23 protein-coding genes are annotated in these 23,558 nt (G+C 74.6%); 19 read left to right on the top strand and 4 right to left on the bottom strand.

Annotated features, from left to right (window positions below):
- The first annotated feature begins 23 nt into the window (after window positions 1–23).
- The 5 genes from HA073_RS28915 to HA073_RS28895 all read left to right on the top strand — a co-directional run bounded on the left by HA073_RS28915 (window position 24) and on the right by HA073_RS28895 (window position 6,392).
- Complete coding sequence (locus HA073_RS28915) at window positions 24–3,467, top strand: Rne/Rng family ribonuclease (protein WP_166457749.1); 3,444 nt, start codon at window positions 24–26, stop codon at window positions 3,465–3,467.
- Window positions 3,468–3,761: 294 nt separating this feature from the next.
- Window positions 3,762–4,076, top strand: coding sequence for a 50S ribosomal protein L21 (gene rplU / locus HA073_RS28910; RefSeq protein WP_018787289.1), 315 nt, complete (start codon window positions 3,762–3,764; stop codon window positions 4,074–4,076).
- Between the two features lie 11 nt (window positions 4,077–4,087).
- The gene (rpmA, locus tag HA073_RS28905; RefSeq protein WP_013288010.1) at window positions 4,088–4,342 is read left to right on the top strand and encodes a 50S ribosomal protein L27; all 255 of its coding nucleotides are present in this window, start codon (window positions 4,088–4,090) and stop codon (window positions 4,340–4,342) included.
- Between the two features lie 89 nt (window positions 4,343–4,431).
- Window positions 4,432–5,883: a GTPase ObgE gene (gene obgE, locus HA073_RS28900; protein ID WP_166457748.1), complete on the top strand. Its 1,452-nt coding sequence runs from the start codon at window positions 4,432–4,434 to the stop codon at window positions 5,881–5,883.
- Window positions 5,884–5,942: 59 nt separating this feature from the next.
- On the top strand, window positions 5,943–6,392 hold the full coding sequence (locus HA073_RS28895) for a GNAT family N-acetyltransferase (RefSeq protein ID WP_064448720.1): 450 nt from the start codon (window positions 5,943–5,945) through the stop codon (window positions 6,390–6,392).
- A 44-nt stretch (window positions 6,393–6,436) separates the two neighbouring features.
- Here HA073_RS28895 and HA073_RS28890 read toward each other — a convergent pair whose 3' ends face one another.
- Window positions 6,437–6,901, bottom strand: a complete 465-nt coding sequence (locus HA073_RS28890; RefSeq protein ID WP_197494991.1) for a DUF4383 domain-containing protein — start codon at window positions 6,899–6,901, stop codon at window positions 6,437–6,439.
- 211 nt (window positions 6,902–7,112) lie between these two features.
- Here HA073_RS28890 and HA073_RS28885 point away from each other — a divergent pair, with 211 nt between their 5' ends.
- The 3 genes from HA073_RS28885 to HA073_RS28875 are packed head-to-tail and all read left to right on the top strand — an operon-like array spanning window position 7,113 to window position 9,020.
- The gene (locus tag HA073_RS28885) at window positions 7,113–7,898 is read left to right on the top strand and encodes a hypothetical protein (protein ID WP_166457747.1); all 786 of its coding nucleotides are present in this window, start codon (window positions 7,113–7,115) and stop codon (window positions 7,896–7,898) included.
- Window positions 7,899–7,929: 31 nt separating this feature from the next.
- Window positions 7,930–8,382, top strand: coding sequence for a phage holin family protein (locus HA073_RS28880; protein WP_018787295.1), 453 nt, complete (start codon window positions 7,930–7,932; stop codon window positions 8,380–8,382).
- Complete coding sequence (locus HA073_RS28875) at window positions 8,379–9,020, top strand: DUF3618 domain-containing protein (RefSeq protein WP_113972694.1); 642 nt, start codon at window positions 8,379–8,381, stop codon at window positions 9,018–9,020. Before HA073_RS28880 ends, HA073_RS28875 begins: the two co-directional genes overlap by 4 nt.
- Before the next feature lie 16 nt (window positions 9,021–9,036).
- On the opposite strand, the gene HA073_RS28870 is transcribed toward HA073_RS28875, so the two are convergent.
- Entirely contained in the window at window positions 9,037–10,158 is a 1,122-nt protein-coding gene (locus tag HA073_RS28870; protein WP_166457746.1) for a glycosyltransferase family 2 protein, read from the bottom strand.
- A gap of 124 nt (window positions 10,159–10,282) precedes the next feature.
- Entirely contained in the window at window positions 10,283–11,554 is a 1,272-nt protein-coding gene (locus HA073_RS28865; RefSeq protein WP_166457745.1) for a cytochrome P450, read from the bottom strand.
- A 239-nt stretch (window positions 11,555–11,793) separates the two neighbouring features.
- On the opposite strand from HA073_RS28865, the gene HA073_RS28860 reads away from it, so the two are divergent.
- Window positions 11,794–12,180, top strand: a complete 387-nt coding sequence (locus HA073_RS28860) for a hypothetical protein (protein ID WP_113972690.1) — start codon at window positions 11,794–11,796, stop codon at window positions 12,178–12,180.
- A 7-nt stretch (window positions 12,181–12,187) separates the two neighbouring features.
- Here the strand turns inward: HA073_RS28860 and HA073_RS28855 are convergent, their stop codons facing one another.
- On the bottom strand, window positions 12,188–12,406 hold the full coding sequence (locus HA073_RS28855; protein ID WP_013287999.1) for a DUF397 domain-containing protein: 219 nt from the start codon (window positions 12,404–12,406) through the stop codon (window positions 12,188–12,190).
- A gap of 66 nt (window positions 12,407–12,472) precedes the next feature.
- Here HA073_RS28855 and pepN point away from each other — a divergent pair, with 66 nt between their 5' ends.
- The 10 genes from pepN (at window position 12,473) to HA073_RS28805 (ending at window position 23,485) form a co-directional block, all read left to right on the top strand.
- Window positions 12,473–14,989, top strand: coding sequence for an aminopeptidase N (pepN, locus tag HA073_RS28850; RefSeq protein ID WP_166457744.1), 2,517 nt, complete (start codon window positions 12,473–12,475; stop codon window positions 14,987–14,989).
- A gap of 89 nt (window positions 14,990–15,078) precedes the next feature.
- Window positions 15,079–15,675, top strand: coding sequence for a nicotinate-nucleotide adenylyltransferase (gene nadD, locus HA073_RS28845; RefSeq protein WP_030503098.1), 597 nt, complete (start codon window positions 15,079–15,081; stop codon window positions 15,673–15,675).
- A 110-nt stretch (window positions 15,676–15,785) separates the two neighbouring features.
- The gene (rsfS, locus tag HA073_RS28840; protein ID WP_043328985.1) at window positions 15,786–16,190 is read left to right on the top strand and encodes a ribosome silencing factor; all 405 of its coding nucleotides are present in this window, start codon (window positions 15,786–15,788) and stop codon (window positions 16,188–16,190) included.
- Window positions 16,187–16,816 (top strand): histidine phosphatase family protein, encoded by a 630-nt coding sequence (locus HA073_RS28835; RefSeq protein ID WP_166457743.1) that lies wholly within the window; start codon window positions 16,187–16,189, stop codon window positions 16,814–16,816. The genes rsfS and HA073_RS28835 overlap by 4 nt, the downstream gene beginning before the upstream one ends.
- A gap of 48 nt (window positions 16,817–16,864) precedes the next feature.
- The gene (locus tag HA073_RS28830) at window positions 16,865–17,719 is read left to right on the top strand and encodes a DegV family protein (protein ID WP_166457742.1); all 855 of its coding nucleotides are present in this window, start codon (window positions 16,865–16,867) and stop codon (window positions 17,717–17,719) included.
- Window positions 17,720–17,728: 9 nt separating this feature from the next.
- A complete protein-coding gene (locus HA073_RS28825; protein WP_064448711.1) occupies window positions 17,729–18,505 on the top strand; it encodes an SDR family NAD(P)-dependent oxidoreductase in 777 nt (258 codons plus the stop codon).
- A gap of 126 nt (window positions 18,506–18,631) precedes the next feature.
- Window positions 18,632–19,510 carry a ComEA family DNA-binding protein gene (locus HA073_RS28820; RefSeq protein WP_113972686.1) on the top strand — a complete coding sequence of 293 codons (879 nt, stop codon included), beginning with the start codon at window positions 18,632–18,634 and terminating at the stop codon, window positions 19,508–19,510.
- The gene (locus tag HA073_RS28815; protein WP_375336247.1) at window positions 19,507–21,921 is read left to right on the top strand and encodes a ComEC/Rec2 family competence protein; all 2,415 of its coding nucleotides are present in this window, start codon (window positions 19,507–19,509) and stop codon (window positions 21,919–21,921) included. Before HA073_RS28820 ends, HA073_RS28815 begins: the two co-directional genes overlap by 4 nt.
- 122 nt (window positions 21,922–22,043) lie before the next feature.
- Window positions 22,044–23,024: a DNA polymerase III subunit delta gene (holA, locus tag HA073_RS28810; protein ID WP_043328991.1), complete on the top strand. Its 981-nt coding sequence runs from the start codon at window positions 22,044–22,046 to the stop codon at window positions 23,022–23,024.
- On the top strand, window positions 23,021–23,485 hold the full coding sequence (locus HA073_RS28805; protein WP_043328992.1) for a hypothetical protein: 465 nt from the start codon (window positions 23,021–23,023) through the stop codon (window positions 23,483–23,485). The genes holA and HA073_RS28805 overlap by 4 nt, the downstream gene beginning before the upstream one ends.
- Window positions 23,486–23,558 lie beyond the last annotated feature (73 nt).

Raw genomic sequence — 23,558 nt, 5'->3', positions numbered from 1 at the left:
GCAGCCAGAACTGGAGAACGTCCATGCTCGAGAACGAGCCCGAGGGCGGCGAACGGACCGGCGCAGAGCCGACCGGGACGCCCGCCGACAACGCCGCCACCGCCTCCGGCAGCGCCGCGAGCGCGGCCTCCGCCGGCGCCCAGGGTGCCGCCTCCGGCAGCGCCGACGACGGCACCGCCCAGGGCGTCGCCAGTGCGGAAGGCGCCACCGCTGAAGGCGCCACCGCTGAAGGCGTCGCCGCCCTGGAGGGCGTCGCCGAGACCAAGCCGCCGGCCCGTAAGCGGGCCAGCCGTCGCAAGGCCGCCCCGCTGAACCAGCCGGAGCAGACCGACGCGCCGGTCGAGGCGTCCACTGCGGCGACCGGCAGCGGCGAGTCGCCGCAGGCCGAGGTGCTCGCACCGATCGCCGGAGAGTTGGACACCGCGCCCAAGACCACCCGGCGGCGTCGTAAGGCCACCCCGGCGAAGGCGGTCGAGGAGCCGGTGGCCGCGGCGGGTGTGGAGGCCGCCTCGGAGGAGGTCGTGCCGCCGGTCAAGGTGACCCGGACCCGTCGTCGCAAGGCCACGCCGCCGGCTGCCGAGACCGTCGTGCCGGACGAGACCGCCGCCGGCGGGCAGACGCCCACGGACGGGGTGATCGACGGGCCGGTCTCTGCGCCCGGGGGTGACTTGATCGCCGAGGGCCGCGCCGACATCGACGGTGCCGAGGCCACCGCGCCGGGCCAGGCCGGGGTCGCGGAGAGCACGGGTACCGCCGGGCGGTCCCGCACCCGCCGCCGCGCCGCCACCGCCGACAAGGCCGCCTCCGGGGACACGGCCACCACCACCGGCGACAAGGCCGCCACCGGCGACCGGACCACCGCCATCGGGGATGCTGCCACCACCGGCGGGAGCGGGGCCACCGCCGGTGACAAGGCGATCGCCGGCCTCGGCGAGGACGTCGAGGACGAGGACGCCGAGGCCGGGACCGTCGAGGACGCGAGCGCCGCGGGTGCGCGTACCCACGAGGTCGACCTGGCCCGCAGCGGCGGCCCGGCGGACGCGACGGGCGTCGTGTCGACGGGCGCCGCCGTGCCGCGCGTGGACGAGGAGCCGGCCGAGCCGACGCCGCCCACCACCCGGCGGCGTCGTGCCGCGCTCTCCGCGCCGACCGTCCTGTTCATGGCGCCGCAGCCCGACGAGGCGCCCGCCGTCCAGGTCACGTACCCGGCGGCGGAGGAGCCGATCGAGGAAGCGGTCGAGACCGGCCGGCGCCGCCGTCGCGCCCGCCGGGAGGTCGAGCCGGCCGAGGCCGAGGCCGAGTCGGAGGTCGTCGAGGAGGAGCCGTCCGCCGAGGCCGAGGAGTCCGCCGAGATCGACGAGGACGACGAGACGGCCGCCGGCCGGCGGCGTCGTCGCCGGGGTCGCCGGGGCCGGGGCCGGGGCAAGGGTGGCGCCGACGAGGCCGACGACGAGGACGTCGAGGAGCCCGCCGCGGCCGAGACCGCCGAGGACGAGACCGAGGAGTCCGCCGAGGACGAGGAGCCCGACGGCGAGGGGATGACCCGCCGCCGTCGCCGCCGTCGCCGCCGCGGCGCGGGGGAGGCGGACACCGCCGCCGAGGACGGCGTGCCCACCGTCGTCAAGATCCGTGAGCCGCGCAAGCCGGTCGACGAGGTGCAGGGCGTCTCCGGCTCGACCCGGCTGGAGGCCAAGCGGCAGCGCCGCCGGGACGGCCGCGAGCAGCGGCGTACCCGGCCGCCGATCCTGAGCGAGTCGGAGTTCCTGGCCCGCCGTGAGGCGGTCGACCGGGTGATGGTGGTCCGCCAGCGCGGCGACCGCACCCAGATCGCCGTGCTCGAGGACGGCGTGCTGGTCGAGCACTACGTGACCCGCAACTCGTCCGCCACCATGGCCGGCAACGTCTACCTGGGCAAGGTCCAGAACGTGCTGCCGAGCATGGAGGCCGCCTTCGTCGACATCGGGCGCGGGCGCAACGCGGTGCTGTACGCCGGCGAGGTCAACTGGGACGCCACCGGCCTGGAGGGCCGGGCGCGCTCGATCGAGCAGGCGCTGCGCTCCGGCGACTCGGTGCTCGTGCAGGTGACCAAGGACCCGATCGGGCACAAGGGCGCGCGGCTGACCAGTCACATCGCGCTCTCCGGCCGGCACCTGGTCTACGTGCCGAACGGCAACGCCTCCGGCATCAGCCGCAAGCTGCCCGACACCGAGCGCAAGCGGCTGCGGGACGCGCTGAAGAAGCTGGTGCCGGACGGCGCCGGGGTGATCGTCCGGACCGCGGCCGAGGGCGCCAGCGAGGACGAGCTGGCGCGTGACGTCAAGCGGCTGCAGGCGCAGTGGGAGGACATCCAGGCCAAGGCGACCGAGGGCGGCGCCCCGGTGCTGCTCTACGAGGAGCCGGACCTGGTCATCCGCGTGGTCCGGGACCTCTTCAACGAGGACTTCCGCGAGCTGGTCATCGAGGGCGAGTCCGCGTACGACCTGGTCGAGTCGTACCTGTCGCACGTCTCGCCGGACCTGGTGGCGCGGCTGCGGCGGCACGCCGGGGTGGCGGACGTGTTCGCCGAGTACCGGATCGACGAGCAGATCCTCAAGGGGCTGGACCGGAAGGTCTTCCTCCCCTCCGGCGGCTCGCTGGTGATCGACCGCACCGAGGCGATGACCGTCATCGACGTCAACACCGGCAAGTACACCGGCTCCGGCGGCAACCTGGAGGAGACGGTCACCCGCAACAACCTGGAGGCGGCCGAGGAGATCGTGCGTCAGCTGCGGCTGCGCGACCTCGGCGGCATCGTGGTGATCGACTTCATCGACATGGTGCTGGAGTCGAACCGGGAGCTGGTGCTGCGCCGGCTCACCGAGTGCCTGGGCCGGGACCGCACCAAGCACCAGGTCACCGAGATCACCTCGCTCGGCCTGGTGCAGATGACCCGTAAGCGCATCGGCGCGGGCCTGCTGGAGGCGTTCAGCGAGACCTGCGAGTGCTGCAAGGGCCGGGGCGTGATCATTCACACCGAGCCGGTGCCGGAGAAGCCGCGCGGCGGCGCGGGCGAGAAGGTCAAGGCGGTCGCCTCGGCGGTCGCCGCGCCGGCCGAGGAGAAGAGCGGCCGACGCCGGGGCCGCAAGGCCGCCGCGGAGAAGCCGGCCGTGGAGGCCGCGCCGGAGCCCGCAGCCGCGCAGCCGCCGGCCGCCGAGCCGCCTTCCGCACCGGCCGCCCCGGAGCGGACCGTCGCCGAGGTGGTCGAGACCGACGACGACTACTACGACACCCAGGGCTACGACCTGTCCCGGTTCGAGACGGACACGCCCGCCGCCCCGGCGGTCGCGGACAGCCAGGAGGGCGACTCGGCCCGGCTGGCCGCCGCCGACGACCCGGACGCGATCGGTGACGGCGACAGCGACGACGACAGCGGCGCCCCGCGCCGGCGGACCCGCCGTGGCGGCGCCCGGCGGCGTACCCGGCCGTAGGGCACTGACCTGCGCGAACAGGGCCCCCGATCCACGCCTGGCGTGTGGCGCGGGGGCCCTGTCGTGCCGGTGGGCCGCGCGGAAGAGCCGCCTACCGGCAGCCCGGTTTGGGGAGCGGGCCGGGTATGGCGTAGGCTTGCCTGCGGCGCACTTTGGTGTGCCGAGTTCCCGCGTGCCCGCGCCGCCGGTGTCACGGCTCCCGGCGAGACGCCGTGGGAACGACCGCCGACGGTGTGACAACCGGCAGCGGTGGAACAGACGCCAGCAGCCTCAACGACAGGGAGTCCGCCTCCGATGTACGCGATCGTCAAGACCGGCGGCAAGCAGTACAAGGTCGCCGAGGGCGACGTGATCGAGGTCGAGAAGCTCGCCGGTGCCCCCGGCGACGCGGTGAAGCTCACCGCGGTGCTCCTCGTCGACGGTGACGACCTGGTGACCGACGCGGCGAAGCTCGCCAAGGTCGCGGTGTCCGGCGAGATCGCCGCGCACACCAAGGGCCCGAAGATCCGGATCCACAAGTTCAAGAACAAGACCGGCTACCACAAGCGCCAGGGTCACCGCCAGCCGCTGACCCAGGTCAAGGTGACCGGCATCTCCAGCGGGAAGTAGGTCGTCCTCCAATGGCTCACAAAAAGGGTGCGTCCAGCTCGCGTAACGGCCGTGACTCCGCGGCCCAGCGGCTCGGCGTGAAGCGCTTCGGTGGTCAGGTCGTCAGCGCGGGTGAGATCCTCATCCGTCAGCGTGGCACCAAGTTCCACCCCGGTGACCTGGTCGGCCGTGGCGGCGACGACACGCTGTTCGCGCTGGCCGCCGGCTCGGTTCAGTTCGGCACCAAGCGCGGTCGCAAGACCGTCAGCATCGTGCCGCAGCAGTAGTTTTCTGGCCAAGCGGGCCGCGGACCTCTGGTCCCGGCCCGCTTCGCCTTTTCACGCGCGGGGCGGACCCCGCTGGAAGGATTGGCGTCGTGACGACGTTCGTTGACCGGGTCGTCCTGCACATGCAGGCCGGCGACGGCGGGCACGGCTGTGTCTCGATCCACCGGGAGAAGTTCAAGCCGTTCGGCGGGCCGGACGGCGGCAACGGCGGCCACGGCGGCAGCGTGTCCCTGGTGGTCGACGCGCAGGTCACCACGCTGCTCGACTTCCACTTCCGGCCCCACCTGAAGGCCGAGAACGGCAAGGGCGGGGCCGGCTCGAACCGGGACGGCGCGAACGGCCGCGACCTGGTCATCAAGGTGCCCAACGGCACCGTGGTGCAGAGCCTCGACGGCGACGTCCTGGCCGACATGGTCGGCGTGGGCACCACGTTCGAGGCGGCCCGGGGCGGCCGGGGCGGGCGCGGCAACGCCTCGCTGGCGAACGCCCGCCGCAAGGCACCCGGCTTCGCCGAGCTGGGTGAGCCCGGCGACCGGCTGGACGTGGTGCTGGAGCTCAAGAGCGTCGCCGACGTGGGCCTGGTCGGCTTCCCGTCGGCCGGCAAGTCGTCGCTGATCTCGGTGATCTCCGCGGCCAAGCCGAAGATCGCCGACTACCCGTTCACCACGCTGGTGCCGAACCTGGGCGTGGTCCGCGTGGACAACCACACCTTCACCGTCGCCGACGTGCCGGGCCTGATCCCGGGCGCGGCCAGCGGCAAGGGCCTGGGCCTGGAGTTCCTCCGCCACGTCGAGCGCTGCGCCGTGCTGGTGCACGTGGTCGACACCGCGACGCTGGAGCCCGGCCGCGACCCGCTCGCCGACATCGACGCCATCGAGTCGGAGCTGTCCCAGTACGGCGGGCTCGCCGACCGGCCCCGGCTGGTCGCGCTCAACAAGGTCGACGTGCCCGACGGCAAGGACCTCGCCGACATCGTCCGCCCCGACCTGGAGGCCCGCGGCCTGCGCGTCTTCGACGTCTCCACCGCCACCCGCGAGGGCCTGCGCGAGCTGACGTACGCGATGGCGGAGCTGGTCGAGCAGGGCCGCCAGGCCGCCCCGCCGGCCGAGCCGACCCGGATCGTGATCCGCCCGAAGGCGGTCGACGACGCCGGCTTCACCATCGAGGCCGAGCCGGACGGCTCGTACACGGTGCGCGGCAGCCGGCCGGAGCGCTGGGTGAAGCAGACCAACTTCGACAACGACGAGGCGGTGGGTTACCTGGCCGACCGGCTGGCCCGCCTCGGCGTTGAGGAGAAGCTCGCCAAGGCCGGCGCGCAGGCCGGTGACCTGGTGCGCATCGGCGAACGGGAGTTCGACTGGCAACCGACGCTCTACGCCGGTGTCGACTTCGTACCCGGTAACCGGGGCACCGACGTGCGGCTGGAGGAGAAGTCGAACCGTCCGTCGGCGTCCGACCGGCTGGCGGCCCGCAAGGCCCGCCGGGTCCGCCCGGAGGACGAGATCGAGGCCCCGGCCGCGGCGGAAGCGGACGTCGAGTAGCCGTCTGCGGGACGGTGGCGGGAAACCTGCGCGAAATCCGGCGGATCTAGCGTACGGGCATGTTGATCGAGTCCCGTCCCGCCACCGACCCGGAGATCGCCGCGCTCGTCGTCGCCCAGCAGCGTGAGCTGCGCGACGCGGACGGCGGGCTGGACGGGCAGGTGACGGTCGTGCACACCGACATCCACTACCTGGCCGCCGTGGTCGGCGGCCGGGCGGTCGGCTGCGGTGGGCTCCAGGCGCTCGACGCCGACACCGGTGAGCTGAAGCGGATGTACGTGCGACCGGCGTTCCGGGGGCGGGGCATCGCCCGGCAGTTGCTCGTCGCGCTGGAGGAACTGGCGTTCCGGGCGGGGCACCGGACGGTGTGCCTGGAGACGGGCACCTACCTGCCGGCCGCGATCTCGCTCTACCGGTCCAGCGGCTACGAGCCGATCCCGGTGTACGGCGAGTACGTGGACAACCCGTACAGCGTCTGCTTCGCCAAGCGGCTGCCGGTGGCGGCCTGACGCTCGAACACCATCGCCGGACCTCTCGGCCCGCTCGCGCCTGCTCAAGGGCGGTCGAACGGGGCCTCCACCCGGGTGCCGGTGCCGAGGTTGTTGTTGAGCAGCAGGCCGGCCGCGAGCATGCCGAAACCGAGGAACAGGTGCAGCCAGTTGTCGGCGTCATTCACCGGCACGAAGTTCGCCGAGGCATCCCGGTCGATGGCGAAGCCGTACAGCCACAGCACCAGGTAGAGCGCGCCGCCGCCGGCCAGGAACACGCGCGCCCCGGCCAGCCGCCGCGCCATGACCAGACCGACCAGGCCGAACAGCAGGTGCACCAGGTTGTGCAGCACCGACACCTGGAACACGCCGAGCAGCTTCGCCTCGGAGTGGTGCCCGGCGAACGTCATCTCGCCGTAGTGCGTGGTGATGCCGGGTACGAAACCGAGTACGCCGATCAGCGCGAAGACGGCTGCCGCCGCGAGGGCGACCTTCTGCACCGTAGGCCGGGCGGGCGCGTGTTCGCGCACGTCACGTGCCATCCCTGTCACCCCCGTGGACTCGCCGCCGCCCGGGCGGGCAGGCATTCCATTCTCTGACCGGAGCGGGTCGCTCCCGCAGAGAAATCACGAATCAGGCATGGACCGGTCGACCGGGGGTAGGGCGATTGTCATGCGGAAACAAATCCGCGTACCCCCCCCGAGAACACCCGCTGGGAAACACACGAGCGGAAGGGACATCATGACTCAGGATCTTTCCCCGGCTTCTGCCACGTACCAGTCGACGAACGGCGGCGGCGTGCGTGACCAGGCCCGCCAGGTGGGTTCCGACGCCGCGAGCGCCGGTGGCGCCGTGGCGCAGACCGCCAAGGAGCAGGGTCGGGAGGTGGTGGGCGAGGCCAAGCGACAGGCCCGCGACCTTTACGGCGAGACCCGCAGCCAGGTCACCGCCCAGGCCGGTCAGCAGCAGCAGCGCGCCGCCAGCGGCCTGCGGTCGCTCGCCGACGAGATGCGCACCATGGCGCAGCAGGGTGGCGGCTCCGGCCCGGTCACCGAGCTGGCCCACCAGGCGGCCGAGCGGGTGCACGGCGTGGCCGGCTGGCTGGAGCAGCGCGAGCCGGGCGACCTGCTCAACGAGGTGAAGAACTACGCCCGTCGCAACCCCGGCACGTTCCTCGTCGGCGCCGCGCTGCTCGGCGTGGTCGCCGGGCGGCTCACCCGCAACATCACCGCGCTCGGCGACGACAACAGCGGCGCGCGGCCGGCGTACGACCCGGACCGCACGGCCGTCATCCCGACCGCGCGTGAGGTGCCGGACCAGGTGCCGCCGGGCGGCTACCTCGACCCGACGCCGGGCAGCTACGCCGAGCCGGACCCGGGCTACTCCGCGCCGGGCGCGACCTACCCGACCGGCGGCGCCCCGAACACCTGGGCCGACCCGGCGGGTGGCACCGGTCAGCCGCTGCCGCCGCCGGAGCGCACCGACCCGCTGCCGGGCGTCCCGTCCACCGGCGCTCCCCGCCCGTGACCGGCCGTACCGGCAGAAGGGAGGCGACGGCATGACCGTACCCACGCAGGACCCCGGCTATCAGGCGGCGGGCGCCCCGCCCCACGCCGACGAGGTGCGCGGCAGCTCGCTCGGCGACCTGATGCGCCAGGTCACCACGGACCTGTCCACGCTGATGCGGCAGGAGGTCGAACTGGCGAAGGCGGAGATCCGCCAGGAGGGCAAGAAGGCGGGCAAGGCCGCCGGCCTGTTCGGCGGCGCCGGTTTCGGCGGCTACATGGTGGCGCTCTTCGTCTCGATCGCGATCTGGCAGTTCCTCGACAACGTCATGGACTCCGGGCTGGCCGCGCTGATCGTGGCCGTCATCTGGGCCGCTGTCGCGGCGGTCCTGTACTCGATGGGCAAGAAGAACGCCGAGCGGATCCGCGGCCTGAAGCAGACGAACGACAGCGTGCAGCGCATCCCCGACGCGCTCAAGCCGCACCCGGAGGGAGTCACCCGATGAGCACCGATCCCGAGCAGATCCGCCGCGAGATCGAAGCCACCCGCAACAACCTCAGCTCGGACGTGGACGCCCTGGCGTACAAGGTCAGCCCGGGCCGCATCGTCGACGACCGCAAGCAGCGCGTGCGCAGCGCGCTGACGAACGTGAAGGACAAGGTGATGGGAACCGCATCGGACCTCGGCCACGGCACCGGCCACGCCGCCCACTCGGTGGGCGACCACGCCTCCTCGATGGCGTCCACGGTGGGCGACAAGGCGCACTCGGCCGCCGCCACGGTGGGCGACGCCGCCCACCGGGCGCCGCAGGTGGTGCGGCGCAAGTCCGAGGGCAACCCGATCGCCGCCGGCGTGATCGCCTTCGGCGTCGGCATGCTGGTCTCCTCGCTGATCCCCGCCACCCGCCGCGAGCAGCAGGTCGCCGCGCAGGTCAAGGAGAAGGCCGCCGAGCACGGCGGCGTGGTCAAGGAGAAGCTGGGCGAGGTCGCCGGTGAGCTGAAGGAGGAGCTGCGCGAGCCCGCGCAGCACGCCGCCGAGTCGGTGAAGGCCACCGCGCAGGACGCCGCGTACGCGGTCAAGGACGACGGCCGCGCCGCCGCGCAGGACGTGCGGCACAGCGCCGAGCAGGCGCGGTCCTCCTGAAGGCCCGCGCTCTCGGTTAGGAAGGGCCCCTTCTTATCGCCTCGCGATAAGAAGGGGCCCTTCCTTTCACCTCAGCGGGCATCGACCCGGTCTGCACCCAGAGCACCAGCTCGTCCGGGCGGTGCCGGGTCGTCCGTCGCCGCAGCGCACGTGTGGAGTTGGCCGCCACCCGCAGCCGGGCGCCCGCGTAGGGCACCCCGCCGCGCAGCCGCCGGCCCACCGCGAGCCACGCGCACAGCCCGCGTTCCAGCGCCCAGAGCGGCGCGGCCAGGCTGGTGTGCGCCGGGAACACCGCCGCGCCGCCGGCCCGTCGCCGGCCCAGCTCCGCCACCGCGACAGTCGCCAGCCCGGCCCGCAGCAGCAGCCCGGGCCGGCGGGTGGCGAGCGCGGCCGCCGTCGCGGGCAGCACCGCCAGCGCGGCGAGCAGCCACGCCGGCCGGGCCGTCTCGTCGTACGCCTGGCGGACGCGCTGCCCGAGGAAGTGCGCCGCGGAGGGCGGGAGCCGCCGCACGTACAGCCACGCCGGGGTGGCGGTGCTGCCGCCGTACGCGCGCACGGTCCGGACCAGCTCCAGGTTCTCGAAGAGCACGTCCGGGTCGTAGCCGCCCATCGCCAGGAACGTGCCCCGCCGCACCCCGAGGGTGCCGGGCCAGTCCCCGCCGAACGCGCGGGCGAGCAGCGTCCGGCCGGTGTCCCACCAGGCGTGCCAGGGCAGCGGGTCGAAGTGGTTCTGCGGGCGGACCAGGTCGACCCCGTCCAGCATCTGGTGCACGGCGGCCAGGGCCGGCAGGTCGTACCGGATGTCGTCGTCGGCGATCACCACGTGCTCGTGCCGGGCCAGCGCGACGCCGGTGAGCACGCCGAGCACCTTACCGTTGCGTCCGCGCAGCGCCGGGTCCGGCGGCACGTGCCGCACCAGCCCGTCCCAGGCGGCGGCGTGCCGGGCGAACAGCTGCGGCGGCGAGGCGTCGACCACCACCACGTCCACCCAGCGGCTCAGCTCCCGCAGGTACGCGGTCAGCTCGTCCAGGCCGCCGTCGTCGTGGGCGCGCAGCGGCAGGACGTACGCCATCGGCAGCCGGACCGGCGCGGACGCGGCGCCCGCGTCGCGCGGCTGCGCGGCGGTCGGTCGGGTCATGTCGTCTCCCCTCGTGCCGGGTGACGCGACTTGCCCGGAATGCGGCTGCTGAAACGTTTCGGGCACGCTGCGCATCGTCGGTGTACCCGTGCCGCCCGACCGTCCGGGGAGGGAGCGTGCCCGTTCAGCGCAGCGGGCGTACCGCGTCGACCGGGCGTACGCCGTCGAGCACCAGCCCGCTGGGCGGCAACGCCGGCATGGCGCCCAGGTCGAGCGCCAGGTCCTGCGGCGGTACGCGGTAGTCCATCGCGCCGGTCAGGTTCGTCACGGCCCGCTTCATCAGCTCGATGGTGATCCACTCGCCGGCGCAGCGGTGGCCGGTGAAGTGGTCGCCGCCGCCCTGCGGGACCAGGCCGAACGGGTCGTCGCGCCAGCCGGTGAAGCGCTCGGGGCGGAACTGCTCCGGCTCCGGCCAGATGTCCGGGTGGTGATTGGTGCCGTACAGGTCGAGCAGCACCCGCCGGCCCTGCGGGAACGTGTACCCCCGCCACTGGAACGAGCGGCGCACCCGGGCCGCGGTGACCGGGAAAAATGGGTAGTAGCGCCGTACCTCCTGCACGAACCGTTCGGTCGCGGCGTCGTCGCCGGGCAGCCGGTCCCGCCAGTGCGGGTGGTCGTGCAGGGCCAGCGCGGCGAAGACCACGTACCGGTCCACCGCGACTGTGGGGCGCAGCACGTTGAGCAGTTCCACGGCGGCGATCCGGCGGGGCAGCGGCAGTCCCCGCTCGTCCCGGTGCCCGGCCACGACCGCCAGCGCGCTGCCCTCCGGGGCGGGCACCGCGCCCGCGCGTACCCGTTCGATCAGGTCGCCGGCCCATCGTTGCGCGCGGTAGCGGCCGAGCCGGCCGCGCCAGTGCCGGGGGCCCAGCGCGGCCGGCGCCTCGATCATCGCGTGCATCTCGGCGGTGCGGCGCGGCACGTCGGCCTCGGCCAGCGGCACCCCGGCCCAGGCCCAGGCCCAGACCGTACGGGTCAGGATCTCGCCCACCTCGTCGTAGAGCACCACCGGGCCGTTGCGGGCCCAGACCGGGATCCGGGCCTGCCACTGTTCGTCGAAGATCTCCCCGAGGCGGCGGATCGCGGCCGACGTCATGATCGACATGAACATCGCCTTGCGGACCCGGTGCGCCTGCCCGTCCAGGCCCTGCACGCCGCCGACACCGGTGAGCGTGCGCTGCCCGCGCATCGGCATGGCGCCCCGCCGCACGAACCGCTCCTCGTCGTAGAACAGCTCGGCGGCCTCCCGGCCGCGCAGGCAGATCGTCGGCTCCAGCAGCAGCCGGGTCTGGAACACGTCGGTGCCGAGGCGGTCGCAGCGGGAGCCGACGAAGCGGTAGCCCTCCCGGATGAAGGCGAGCGTGCTGTCCGGGCTCCGGTCGCTCGGCATGGTGCTCATGTCGGCTGCTCCTGACGCGGTTCGGCGGCGCTGCCTACCTACCCCGGGCGACGCCGCCGAACCCTTCATCTCAGCAGCTCGGGCCGCACGCGGGAGGGGCCAGCCGGTCGGGCGGACGCTGGCCCCTCCCCGGCGGCGGAAAAGCTGGTTCCCTCAAGGCACGCGGACCGGCGGCTACCGGTCCGGCGCCCGCCGGCGTGGTGTCCGGCGAGGGTCACCGGCGACGGGGGAGGGCACTGATGCGTGACGACAGCGCGGCACGGCGGCACCGCGAGGCGTGGGCCGGGCTGCGCGGGGACGGCCGCGACGGTCCGCTGATCGGCGGGCCCCGGCGCGCCGGGGCCCGCCCACCGCGGTACTTCACCGTGCACCTGGGCTTCGCCGCCACCGATCCCGCCGTCGCGCGGGAGCAGGCGGTGGCGTACGCCGAAGCGCTCGGCCTGCTCCGCCCGGAGCTGGCGCTCGGCGCGGCGGCCCTGTCCCCGGCGGACGCCTGGCACCGGGCCGAGCGGCTGTTCTGCGACGCGGTCGGGCCCGACGGCGAGCGCTGCGCCGACGTGTCCGGGCACCCGGGCTTCCACCACGCGCCCGGTCCGGGCGGCCTCGGCTGGGGCGACGGTGACTGAGGTGCGCTCAGTCCAGGTCGAACTCGCCGTCCTGGGCGCCGGCGACGAACGCGTCCCACTCGGCCTGGGTGAAGACCAGCACGGGCCCGTCCGGCTCGGCGGAGTTGCGCATACCGATCAGGTCGTCGACGAATGCCACCTCGACCGCTCCCTCGGAGGTGTCGCCCTCTGCCCGCTGCCAAACCGCCCGGGAGAGGTCGAAATCGCCCTTGGGGTGCTGACCCATCGCTGCTCCTCCATCGCCATGCGTAACGAGGCGGCCCGAGCGGACCACATCGGGCAGGATAAGCGGATGCCGAGCCTCACCCGTGCAGAGGCGACCGCGCGCCGCGCGTCGATCACCGTCGAGTCCTACGATGTGGACCTCGACCTGACCGGCGACGCCGAGCGGTTCCGCTCCGCCGTCACCATCCGGTTCCGGGCCACCCCCGGCGCCGAGACCTTCGTCGACGTCAAGCCGCGCCGACTCCTCGCCGCCCGCCTCAACGACAGCGACCTCGACCCGGCCCTGCTGGCGGACGGCCGGCTGCCGCTGACCGGCCTGGCCGCCGACAACACGCTCACCGTCGAGGCCGAGATGGCCTACTCCAACACCGGCGAAGGGCTGCACCGGTTCGTCGACCCGGCCGACGGCGAGACCTACCTGTATGCGATGTCCTTCCTGGACGACGGGCCGCGGATCTTCGCCGCGTTCGACCAGCCCGACCTGAAGGCGCCGGTGACGCTGACCGTCACCGCGCCACCGGAGTGGACGGTGGCCGCCAACGGGCCGCTCGCCGACCGGCCCGCACCCGGCCGCTGGGAGTTCGCCACCACCGAGCCGCTCGCGACCTACTTCGTCTCGCTGATCGCCGGGCCGTGGCACGTGCTGCGCGCCGAGCACGACGGCATCCCGCTCGGCCTCTACTGCCGGCGCTCGCTCGCCGAGCACCTGGATGCCGACGCCGACGAGATCTTCACAGTCACCCGCCAGTGCTTCGACCGCTTCCACGAGCTGTTCGCCGAACGCTATCCGTTCGGCAAGTACGACCAGGCGTTCGTGCCCGAGTTCAACGCCGGCGCGATGGAGAACCCGGGCCTGGTCACGATCCGCGACGACTACGTCTTCCGCTCGGCGGTGACCGACACCCAGCGGGAGCTGCGCGCCACCACGATCGCCCACGAGATGGCACACATGTGGTTCGGCGACCTGGTCACCATGAGCTGGTGGGACGACCTGTGGCTCAACGAGTCCTTCGCCGAATACCTGGGCACCCGGGTCACCGCCGAGGCGACCCGGTTCGACCGGGCGTGGACCACGTTCGCGAGCCGTCGCAAGGCCTGGGGCTACACCGCCGACCAGCGCCCCTCCACCCATCCGGTGGCGCCGGAGGAGGTGGCAGACGCCGCCCAGGCGCTGCTGAACTTCGACGGCATCTCGTACGCCAAGGGCGCCAGCGTGCTGCGCCAGCTCGTCGCCTGGCTCGGTGACGAGGCGTTCCTGGCCGGGCTGAACGCGCACTTCGCCGCGCACCGCTTCGGCAACGCGACGCTCGCCGACCTGCTGGCCGCCCTGGGTACGGCGAGTGGCCGCGACCTGGACGGCTGGGCGGAACGCTGGCTGCGCCGCGCGCAGGTGAACACGCTGCGGGTCGACACCGCCGTGGACGCCGACGGGCGGTGGACCGACGTGGCGATCGTGCAGACCGCCCCGGCGAGCCACCCGGTGCTGCGGCCGCACCGTATCGGCGTGGCCCACCACACCGCCGACGGCCCGGCGTACCGGTTCGACGTCGACCTCGACCCCGACGCCGACGGCGGCCGGACGCCGCTGCCCGAGCTGGTCGGACGGCCCGCCACCGGGCTCGTGCTGCCGAACGCCGGTGACCTGACGTTCGCCAAGATCCGCCTCGACCCGGCCTCGGCGGACGCGGTGCCGACGCTGCTGCCGGGGCTCGACGATCCGCTGGCCCGGGCGCTGCTCTGGGGCGAGGCGCTGGATGCGGTCACCGACGGGGAACGGCCGGCCGGCGCGCTGGCCGCGCTGATCGCGGCGGCGCTGCCCGCCGAGACCGAGGTGACGATCGTCGAGGACGTGCTGCTGCTCAGTCGCCGGCTGATCGACCGCTACCTCGACCCGCTCGGCCGGGACGCGGCGCTGCTGCGGGTGGCGACCGCCTGCGCGGCGTTGCTCGACTCGGCCCCCGCGGGCGGTTCCCTGCAACTGGCGGCGGCGCGGGGCCTGATCGCCGCCACCACCGACACCGCGATGCTCGCCGGCTGGCTGGCCGGTAAGGACGTGCCGTCGGGGCTGGCCGTGGACACCGACCTGCGCTGGGCGGTGCTGCGCCGGCTGGTGGTGCTCGGCGCGGCCGGTACGCCGCAGATCGACGCCGAGGCCGACGCCGACCGCAGCGCCACCGGCGCCGAGCAGGCCGCCGCGTGCCGGGCCGCGCTGCCCGACGCCGACGCGAAGCGGGCCGCCTGGGAGATCGTCACCCGCAGCACCGAGCTGTCCAACCGCCTGGTCGAGGCGACCGCCGAGGGCTTCTGGCAGCCCGAGCAGGCCGAGCTGACCGCCGGGTACGTGCAGCGCTACTTCACCGACATGCCGGCGGCGGCGCGTCTGCGTACCGCGTGGGTGGCCGACGCGGTCACGGTGGCCGCCTACCCCCGCTACGCCGTGGCGCAGCCCACCCGGGAGATGGCCGCGGCGCTGCTGGCCCGCGACGACCTGACGCCGGGCCTGCGGCGGTGGGTGACCGACCTGGACGACGACATGCGCCGGGCGCTCGTGGCCCGGACGGCGGTGGCCGCCGCGTCGGCCTGAGCTGGGAGCGCGCCGGGTGGGGGACCGCCCGGCGCGCTCGACGGCGGACCCCGCCCGGAGCCGCCGGGCGGGCGGCCTACGATCGCTGGGTGGAGGAAGACATCCGGCGGGTCGGCATCATGGGCGGCACGTTCGACCCGATCCACCACGGGCACCTGGTGGCGGCGAGCGAGGTGGCCGACCGGTTCGGTCTGGACGAGGTGGTCTTCGTGCCCACCGGACAGCCGTGGCAGAAGGCGGAGGAGGCGGTCACTCCGGCCGAGGACCGTTATCTGATGACGGTGATCGCCACCGCCTCCAACCCGCGCTTCCAGGTGAGCCGGGTCGACATCGACCGCGGCGGCCCCACCTACACCGTCGACACGCTGCGCGACCTGCACGCCGAGTACGGCGCGAAGGCGCAGCTGTTCTTCATCACCGGCGCGGACGCGCTGGAGCGCATCCTCTCCTGGAAGGATCTGGACGAGGCGCTCGAACTGGCCCACTTCATCGGCGTGACCCGGCCCGGCTTCGAACTGACCGACAAGCACCTGCCGGCCGACTCGGTGAGCCTCGTGCAGGTGCCCGCGATGGCGATCTCCTCGACCGACTGCCGTGCGCGGGTCGCCCGGGGCGAACCGGTGTGGTACCTGGTGCCCGACGGTGTGGTGCAGTACATCGCGAAACGGCGTCTCTATCAGCGGTGATTCCGCGCTTTATGTCCCCGTTTGTGCCTGAAATCGACCAGAACTGACAAGTCGCCGCACCGCCGGGTGTGAGAGGCTTGGAGGGTCGCACGGTTGATCGAAGGAGAACGGTGACAGTTTCCGAGCGCGCGCACGAGCTGGCGATGGCCGCCGCCCAGGCCGCGGCCGACAAGAAGGCACAGGACATCGTCATCATCGACGTGGGCGACCAGCTCGCGATCACCGACGCATTCCTGCTGGCCGCCGCTCCGAACGAGCGTCAGGTGCTCGCCATCGTCGACGCCATCGAGGAGCGCCTGCTGGAGCTGCCGGAGAAGGCCAAGCCGGTGCGCCGCGAAGGCGAGCGCGGCGGCCGCTGGGTGCTGCTCGACTACGTCGACATCGTGGTCCACGTCCAGCACACCGAGGAGCGCGAGTTCTACGCGCTCGACCGGCTCTGGAAGGACTGCCCGCAGATCCCGTTCACCGATCGCGACCTGGCCGACTCGGCCGCCGGCAGCGCCACCGCCGAATGACCCGACTGATCATCTGGCGGCACGGCAACACCGACTGGAACGCCGCGAGCCGCGTCCAGGGCCAGACCGACGTGCCCCTCAACGACCTCGGCCGCGAGCAGGCCCACGCCGCCGCCCCGGTACTCGCCGCCCTGCGCCCGGACGCGATCGTCGCCAGCGACCTGCGCCGGGCCGCCGACACCGCCGCCGCGCTCGCGGCGCTGACCGGGCTGCCGGTCCGCACCGACGCGCGGCTGCGGGAACGGCACTTCGGCCAGTGGCAGGGCCTCACCCTGACCGAGGTGGCCGAACGGTTCCCCGACGAGTACGCCCGCTGGCGGGCCGGCGACCCGGACCCGGGCGCCGGCCTCGAACCCCTGGGTGACCTGGGCGCCCGGCTCGGCGCCGGGTTCCAGGACGCGGCCGACCTCGCCGTCGGCGGCACGGTCGTGGTGACCACCCACGGCGGCGGCGCCCGGCAGGGCGTCGGGCACCTGCTCGGCTGGGACCACACGGTGCTGCGCAGCCTCGGCTCGCTGGCGAACTGCCACTGGACCGAACTGCGCCACAACGGCGTCCGGGGCTGGCACCTGCGGGCGCACAACGTCGGTCTGGTCACCCGGGCGGCGCTCACCGACGCGGTCTGACACCTCCGGCCCCGGCGCGTCACAGCGCCATCGGCTAGCGTGCCGGTCATGCCCGTCGCGGTCGTCACCGACTCCACCGCCTACCTGCCCTCCGACCTGGCCCGCGCACGCGGGCTCACCGTCGTCCCGCTCACAGTCGTCCTCAACGGCGCGGAAGGGCTGGAGGGCGTCGAGACCTCCCCGGCCGACGCCACCCGCGCGCTGAGCGGCCGGCGGGTCTCGGTGAGCACGTCCCGGCCCGCGCCCGAACAGTTCGCGCAGGTCTACCGCACGCTGCTCGCCGAGGGCGCCGACGGCGTGGTGTCGGTGCACCTGTCCGCCGAGCTGTCCGGCACCGTCGAGGCCGCCCGGCTCGCCGCCGCCGAGATCGGCGACGACCGCGTCACCGTCGTCGACAGCCGATCCACAGGCATGGGCCTCGGCTTCCCGGCGCTCGCCGCCGCCGCGGCCGCCGCGGCGGGCGCCGACCTGACCGGGGTACGCGACGCGGCGCTGGACGCGGTCGCCCGCACCACCATCTACTTCTACGTCGACACGCTGGAGTTCCTGCGCCGGGGCGGCCGGATCAACGCGGCCGAGGCGCTGCTCGGCACCGCGCTCTCGGTAAAGCCGATCATGCACATGCCGCATGGCGCGATCGTGGTGAAGGACAAGGTCCGTACCGCCAGCCGGGGAGTCGCGCGGCTGGTCGACCTCGCCGTCGAGGCGGCAGACGACGCCCAGGTCGACGTCGCGGTGCACCACCTCGCCGCGCCGCAGCGGGCCGAGCAGTTGCTGACGGCGCTGACCGAGCGGCTGGGCGACCGGCTGCACGACACGTACGTCACCGAGGCCGGAGCGGTGGTCGCCGCCCACGCCGGGCCCGGGCTGGCGTGCGTGGTGGTCCACCGCCGTACACCCTAGGGTGGCCGGATGAGCCCACTGTCGTATGTCGTCACCGGCGGGGGCCGGGGCGTCGGACGGGCGATCGTCGAGCGGCTGGCCACCGACGGCGGCATCGTGGTCGTGGTCGAACGGGACACGAGCGCACTGGACTGGCTGGCCCGGCATCCGCTCGCCGACCGGCTGCACGCCGTGACCGGGGACGCCGGCGACGAGGCGGTCACCGGCCGGGCCGCCGACCGCGCCGAGGCGTACGCGCCGCTGGCCGGCTGGGTCAACAACGCCGCCGTCTTCCGCGACGCCGACCTGCACCGCGCGCCCGCGAGCGAGGTGGTCGACCTGATCACGCTCAACCTGCGGCCCGCCGTGGCCGGGGCCGGCACCGCCGTACGCCGGTTCCTGGCCGCCCGTACCGGCGGCGCGATCGTCAACGTCTCGTCCCACCAGGCCCGCCGGGCGGTGCCGGGCGCGCTGCCGTACGCCACCGCCAAGGCCGCGCTGGAAGGGCTGACCCGGGCGCTCGCCGTCGACTACGGCCGCCACGGGATCCGCGCCAACGCGGTGGCGCTCGGCTCCGTCCACACCGAACGGCACGCCGCCTACCTGGCCGGACTCGACCCGGCCGAGGTGGCGCACGTCGACGCGGAGATGGCCCGGCTGCACCCGCTCGGCCGGATCGGGCGTACCGACGAGGTGGCCGAGGTGGTCGCGTTCCTGCTCTCCGACCGCGCCTCGTTCGTCAACGGCGCGGTCGTGCCGGTCGACGGGGGACGGGCCGCGCTCGGCCTGGACCCGGAGGCGCGCTGACCGTCGTTTTCGGCCACCTAGCACGGCCACGGCTTGATCGGGTGTGTGTCCACAGTCCCTTGGTTGTCCACAGGTGAGCGTTCATCGGCCGATGCGGGACGAGCTGTCGCCGTAGCGTCCCGAGCCGTGCCAGACGACGAGGAGACGACGGTACGGCGGCGGCTCGCCCGGCTGTTCGGGCCTGGGCCCGGCGAGGCCGAGCCGGGTCTCGGGCTGCGTCCCGGCTTCCCGGAGCGCGACGGCGGGCGGGAACCCTCGTCCGGGGCGAACCCCTGGTCCGCCGAGCCGGACGCCGACGACGGCCCGTCCCACGATGCTCCGGTGGCCGCGCGCGGCCTGGCGTCCCGGCTGCCCGGACCCGGGGCGTTCGATCCCGGCCGCCGGGGTGTGCGGGCGCTCGCGGCGGTGGCGGCAGTGGTGGTCGTGGTGGCCGCCGTCTGGGCCTGGCGCTCGCGTCCGAGCACCGAACCCGTGCCGCCGGTGACGGCGTCCTCCGAGGCGCCTGTGGGCGCGGCGACCGAGGCGGTCACCGGGGTGCCCGCGTCAGCCGGCGCACCGGGTCAGGTGGTCGTCGCGGTGGCCGGGAAGGTCCGCCGCCCCGGCCTGGTCCGGCTGCCGGCCGGCGCCCGGCTGGCCGACGCCGTCGAAGCGGCAGGCGGCGCGCTGCCCGGCGTCGACGTCGCGCTGCTCAACCCCGCCCGCAAGGTCACCGACGGTGAACTGATCCTGGTCGGCGTGACCGCCCCACCGCCACCGGGCGGGCCCGCCGCGGCGGGCGCAGGCGGTGCGCCGGGCGGACCGGCGGCGCCGGCCGGACCGGTCAACCTGAACACCGCGACGCTTGCCCAGCTCGACGCGCTACCCGGCGTCGGCCCGGTGCTCGCCCAGCGGATCCTCGACCACCGCGACCAGCACGGCGGCTTCCGGTCCGTGTCCGACCTGCGGCAGGTCGACGGCATCGGCGACGCCCGGTACGAGCAGCTCAAGGAACTGGTGACGGTGTGACCGGCCGGCGTGCCGCTGCCTCGCCCGTCCTCGACGGTGACCCTGCGCCTGTCCGCGACGTGCCCGACCTGCGGCTGGCCGGGTTGGCGGTGGCCGCGTGGCTCGCCGCGCTGGCCGGGCTGCACCTCACCGTCCGCGCGACCGTGTGGACGGCCGCCGTCGCCGCCGCGCTCGCCCTCCTGGCGGCCCTGCGCTGCTGCGGCGTGCTCGGCCGACCGGGGGAACCGACCCGCCGCTACGGCTGGATCGTGGTCGCCGTGCTGCTCGGCGTGGTCTGCGGGGCCGCCGCCACCGGCGCCCGGCTCGCGATCCGCGACGCCACGGCGGTACGCGCTCTGGTCGCCGAAGGCGCAGTGGTCACCGCCGACCTCGTGCTGCGCGACGATCCCCGCCCGGTACGCGGTGCCCCCGGCCGGCCACCGATGCTCCTGGTCCGCGTCGACCTGGTCCGCCTCACCGGAGGCGACGGCGCGCGGGTCACCGGCCCGGTACGCGCCCTGGTGCTGGCCACCGACCCGGCCTGGCGGCCGCTGCTGCCGGGTCAGCGGGTCACCACCCAGGGGCGGCTGTCCGCCCCGCGCGGCGGTGACCTGACCGCCGCCGTGCTCTCCGCCGCCGATCCGCCCACGCTGCGCGGCAGCGCGTCCTGGCCGCAACGGGCGGCCGGGGTGCTGCGATCAGGGCTCCAGCGCGCCTGTGCGCCGCTGCCGGACGCGCCGGGCGGGCTGCTGCCCGGCCTCGTGGTGGGGGACACCAGCCGGCTGCTGCCCGAGGTGGAGGAGGACTTCCGGGCCACCGGGATGACGCACCTCAACGCGGTGTCCGGCTCCAACGTGGCGATAGTGGTCGGCGCGGTGCTGCTGCTGGCCCGCTGGGCGCGCGCCGGTCCGCGTACCGCCGCCACGCTGTGTGTGCTCGCCCTGGTCGGGTTCGTCATCCTGGTACGGCCCTCGCCGAGCGTGGTGCGCGCCGCCGCGATGGGTGCGATCGGGCTCGCCGCGCTGGCCGCCGGGCGGTCCCGGTCGGCGCTGCCCGCGCTCGCCGCGGCGGTCACCGGGCTGATCCTGTACGACCCGGACCTCGCGGGCGACCCGGGGTTCGCGTTGTCGGTCTGCGCCACCGGGGGACTGCTGCTGCTCGCGCCGGGATGGCGGGACGCGCTGCGCCGCCGGGGCGTACCGCCCGGGCTGGCCGAGGCGCTCGCCGTGCCGGCCGCCGCGCAGCTCGCCTGCGGCCCGGTGATCGCCGGACTGTCCGCGACGGTGAGCCTGGTGGCGGTGCCGGCGAACCTGTTGGCGGTGCCGGCCGTCGCGCCCGCCACTGTGCTCGGTGTGCTGGCGGCGGTGCTGTCGCCGGTGTGGCCGGGCGGCGCGGAGTTCCTGGCCTGGCTGGCGAGTTGGCCGGCGCGCTGGCTGGTGGCGGTGGCCGCGCACGGGGCGGACCTGCCGGCCGGGAACCTGCCCTGGGTGGGCGGGGTGGCCGGGGCCCTGCTGCTGGCGGGGGTGAGCGTGGCGCTGCTGCTCGCCTTCCGCCGACGCCGGGCGCGGCGGCTGGTCGCGGTCGTGGTGATGGCGGTGGTGCTCGGCGCGGCGCCGGTCCGGTTGCTTGCCTCCGGCTGGCCGCCGCGCGGCTGGGTGGTGGTGGCGTGCGCGGTGGGGCAGGGGGACGCCGTGGTGCTGCCGGTGGCGGCCGGCCGGGCCGTGGTGGTCGACGCCGGACCGGACCCGTCCGGCGTGGACGCCTGCCTGCGCCGCCTGCGCGTACGTGAGGTGTCGCTGCTGGTGGTCAGTCACTTCCACGTCGACCACGTCGGCGGCGTGGCCGGGGTGTTCCGGGGCCGGCGGGTGGGCGCGGTGGTGGGTCCGTCCTGGTCCGAGCCGCCCTACGGCGCCGCCCAGGTACGCGAGGCGGCCCGCCGGGCCGGTGCGCCGCTCGCCGCCGCGCAGGCGGGCTGGCGGTGGCGGGCCGGAGCGGTGGACCTGGTCGCGGTCGGGCCGCCGTACCCGCTGCGGGGCAGCCGGTCCGACCCGAACAACAACTCACTCGTCCTGACCGCCACCGTGGCCGGGGTACGGGTCCTGCTCGCCGGTGACGCCGAGACGGAGGAGCAGCGGGCGATGCTGGAGACGATGCCGGCCGCCGCGATCCGGGCCGACGTGCTGAAGGTGGCCCACCACGGCTCGGCGTACCAGGATCCGCAGTTCCTCGCCGCGGTGCGCCCGGCGGTGGCGCTGGTGTGCGTGGGCGTCGACAACGACTACGGGCATCCCAACGCCGGGCTGCTGGACCGGCTGGCCCGGGGCGGCGCGCGGGTGCTGCGTACCGACACCGGCGGTGACCTGGCCGCCGTGCGCGTCGGCGCCGGCCTCGCCGTGGTGACGCGCGGCCCCGATCCGGTACGACAGCGGTGAGGTGGCGAATCTTGTTGCGATAGATGGTGGATCAAGGCAAATGTCTGGATTTGCGCTGAGTGCGGGCTGTGCCGTCACAGTCCTCGATGACCAGGTCCGATCGGGTCGGAGGGCGTGCGAGTATGGGCGACGTGACCCCCGCCGACCTGCCTCCTATTGTGCTCGTCCTCGGCGACGAGGAGCTGCTCGCCACGCGAGCGGTGACCGAAGCCGTCGCCCGGGCCCGCGAGGTGGACCCCGACGTGGACGTGCGGGAATACCAGGCCGGCACGCTCACCGTCGGCGAGATCGCCGAGATGCTCAGCCCGTCGCTGTTCGGCGGCCGCCGGGTGCTGGTGCTCCGCTCCGGTCAGGACGCCCGCAAGGACCTGTCCACCGCGCTACTGGCGTACGCGAAGAACCCCGACCCGGACGTGCAGCTCGTCGTGCTGCACCTGGGCGGGGCCAAGGGCAAGGCGTTCGCCGACGGGCTTCGGGCGGCCGGTGCCACTGTGGTGCCGGCGATGAAGCTCAAGGGCGACCGGGAACGGGCCGCCTTCGTGCGGGACGAGATCCGTCGCAACGGGGGCAAGTGCACGCCGGACGCGGCCGACGCCCTGGTCGCGGCAGTCGGCAACGACATGCGTGAGCTGGCCGCCGCCTGCTCGCAGCTGCTCGCCGACACGGACGGGCGGATCAGCGCGGACACGGTGGCCCGCTACTACCGGGGGCGGGCCGAGGTGACCGGCTTCACGGTGGCCGACGCGACGATGGTCGGCGACGTGCCCGGCGCGCTGGAGGCGCTGCGCTGGGCGCTGCACGTCGGCGTCGATCCGGTGCCGATCGCCGACGCGCTGGCCGACGGCGTACGAACCGTGGCCCGGGTCGCCGCCGCCGGGCGGGGAAGCCCGTTCCAGCTGGCCAAGACGCTGGGCATGCCGGCCTGGAAGATCGAGAAGGCTCAGGTGCGGGCCCGGGGCTGGACGCCGGAGGGCCTGGTCGAGGCGATGCGGGTGGCCGCCGAGTGCAACGCGGCGGTCAAGGGCGGCGCCGACGACCGGGCGTACGCGCTGGAGCGAGCCGTGTTCTCGGTGGCCGCGGCCCGGCAGGGCGGCGCCCGGTGACCCGATCGTGGTCGACTGTGGCCACGGACGAGGAGCGGTACCGCCCGCTCTACGCCCGGGTGCTGGGCCTGCGCTTCGTCAACCCGGGCGGGGTGCTCTGCTTCCTGTTCTTCGAGGGCGCGATGGCGCTCGCCGTGCTGCTCGCGCTCGCCGAACTGGTGAGCTGGTGGGCGGTGCTGGTGCTGCCGGTCGCGGTGGCCGCGATGGTCAAGCTCAACGACGTGGTCGCCGAGATGGTCGTCCGCACCGCGGCGCTGGTGCCCGAGCAGGAGCGGGACCGCTTCCGGCGGCAGATGGAGCCGGTGGTCGGCCGGGCCCGGGTGCCCGCGAGCGCCCGCGCGCTGCCGAGCGGCGCGGTCCGGAGCGTCCGGTCGTTGCCGGGCGGCACGCCAGCCGACTCCCGGGGCGTCCGCTACCACCACCCGCAACGCGCGACGTTCGACCGCCCGACCGAGCGCTAGCAGCGCCTCTTCCCCCGCGCCGCGCCCTGCGCCTTCGCGCGGAGATCTTGGTACGGAACCGCCCCTCAGGGGG

This window comes from Micromonospora sp. CMU55-4, from assembly GCF_011602315.1.
Lineage (GTDB): Bacteria > Actinomycetota > Actinomycetes > Mycobacteriales > Micromonosporaceae > Micromonospora > Micromonospora chalcea.
Note: the sequence above shows the minus strand (reverse complement) of the source record. Positions and strands in the feature narration are given on the sequence as shown.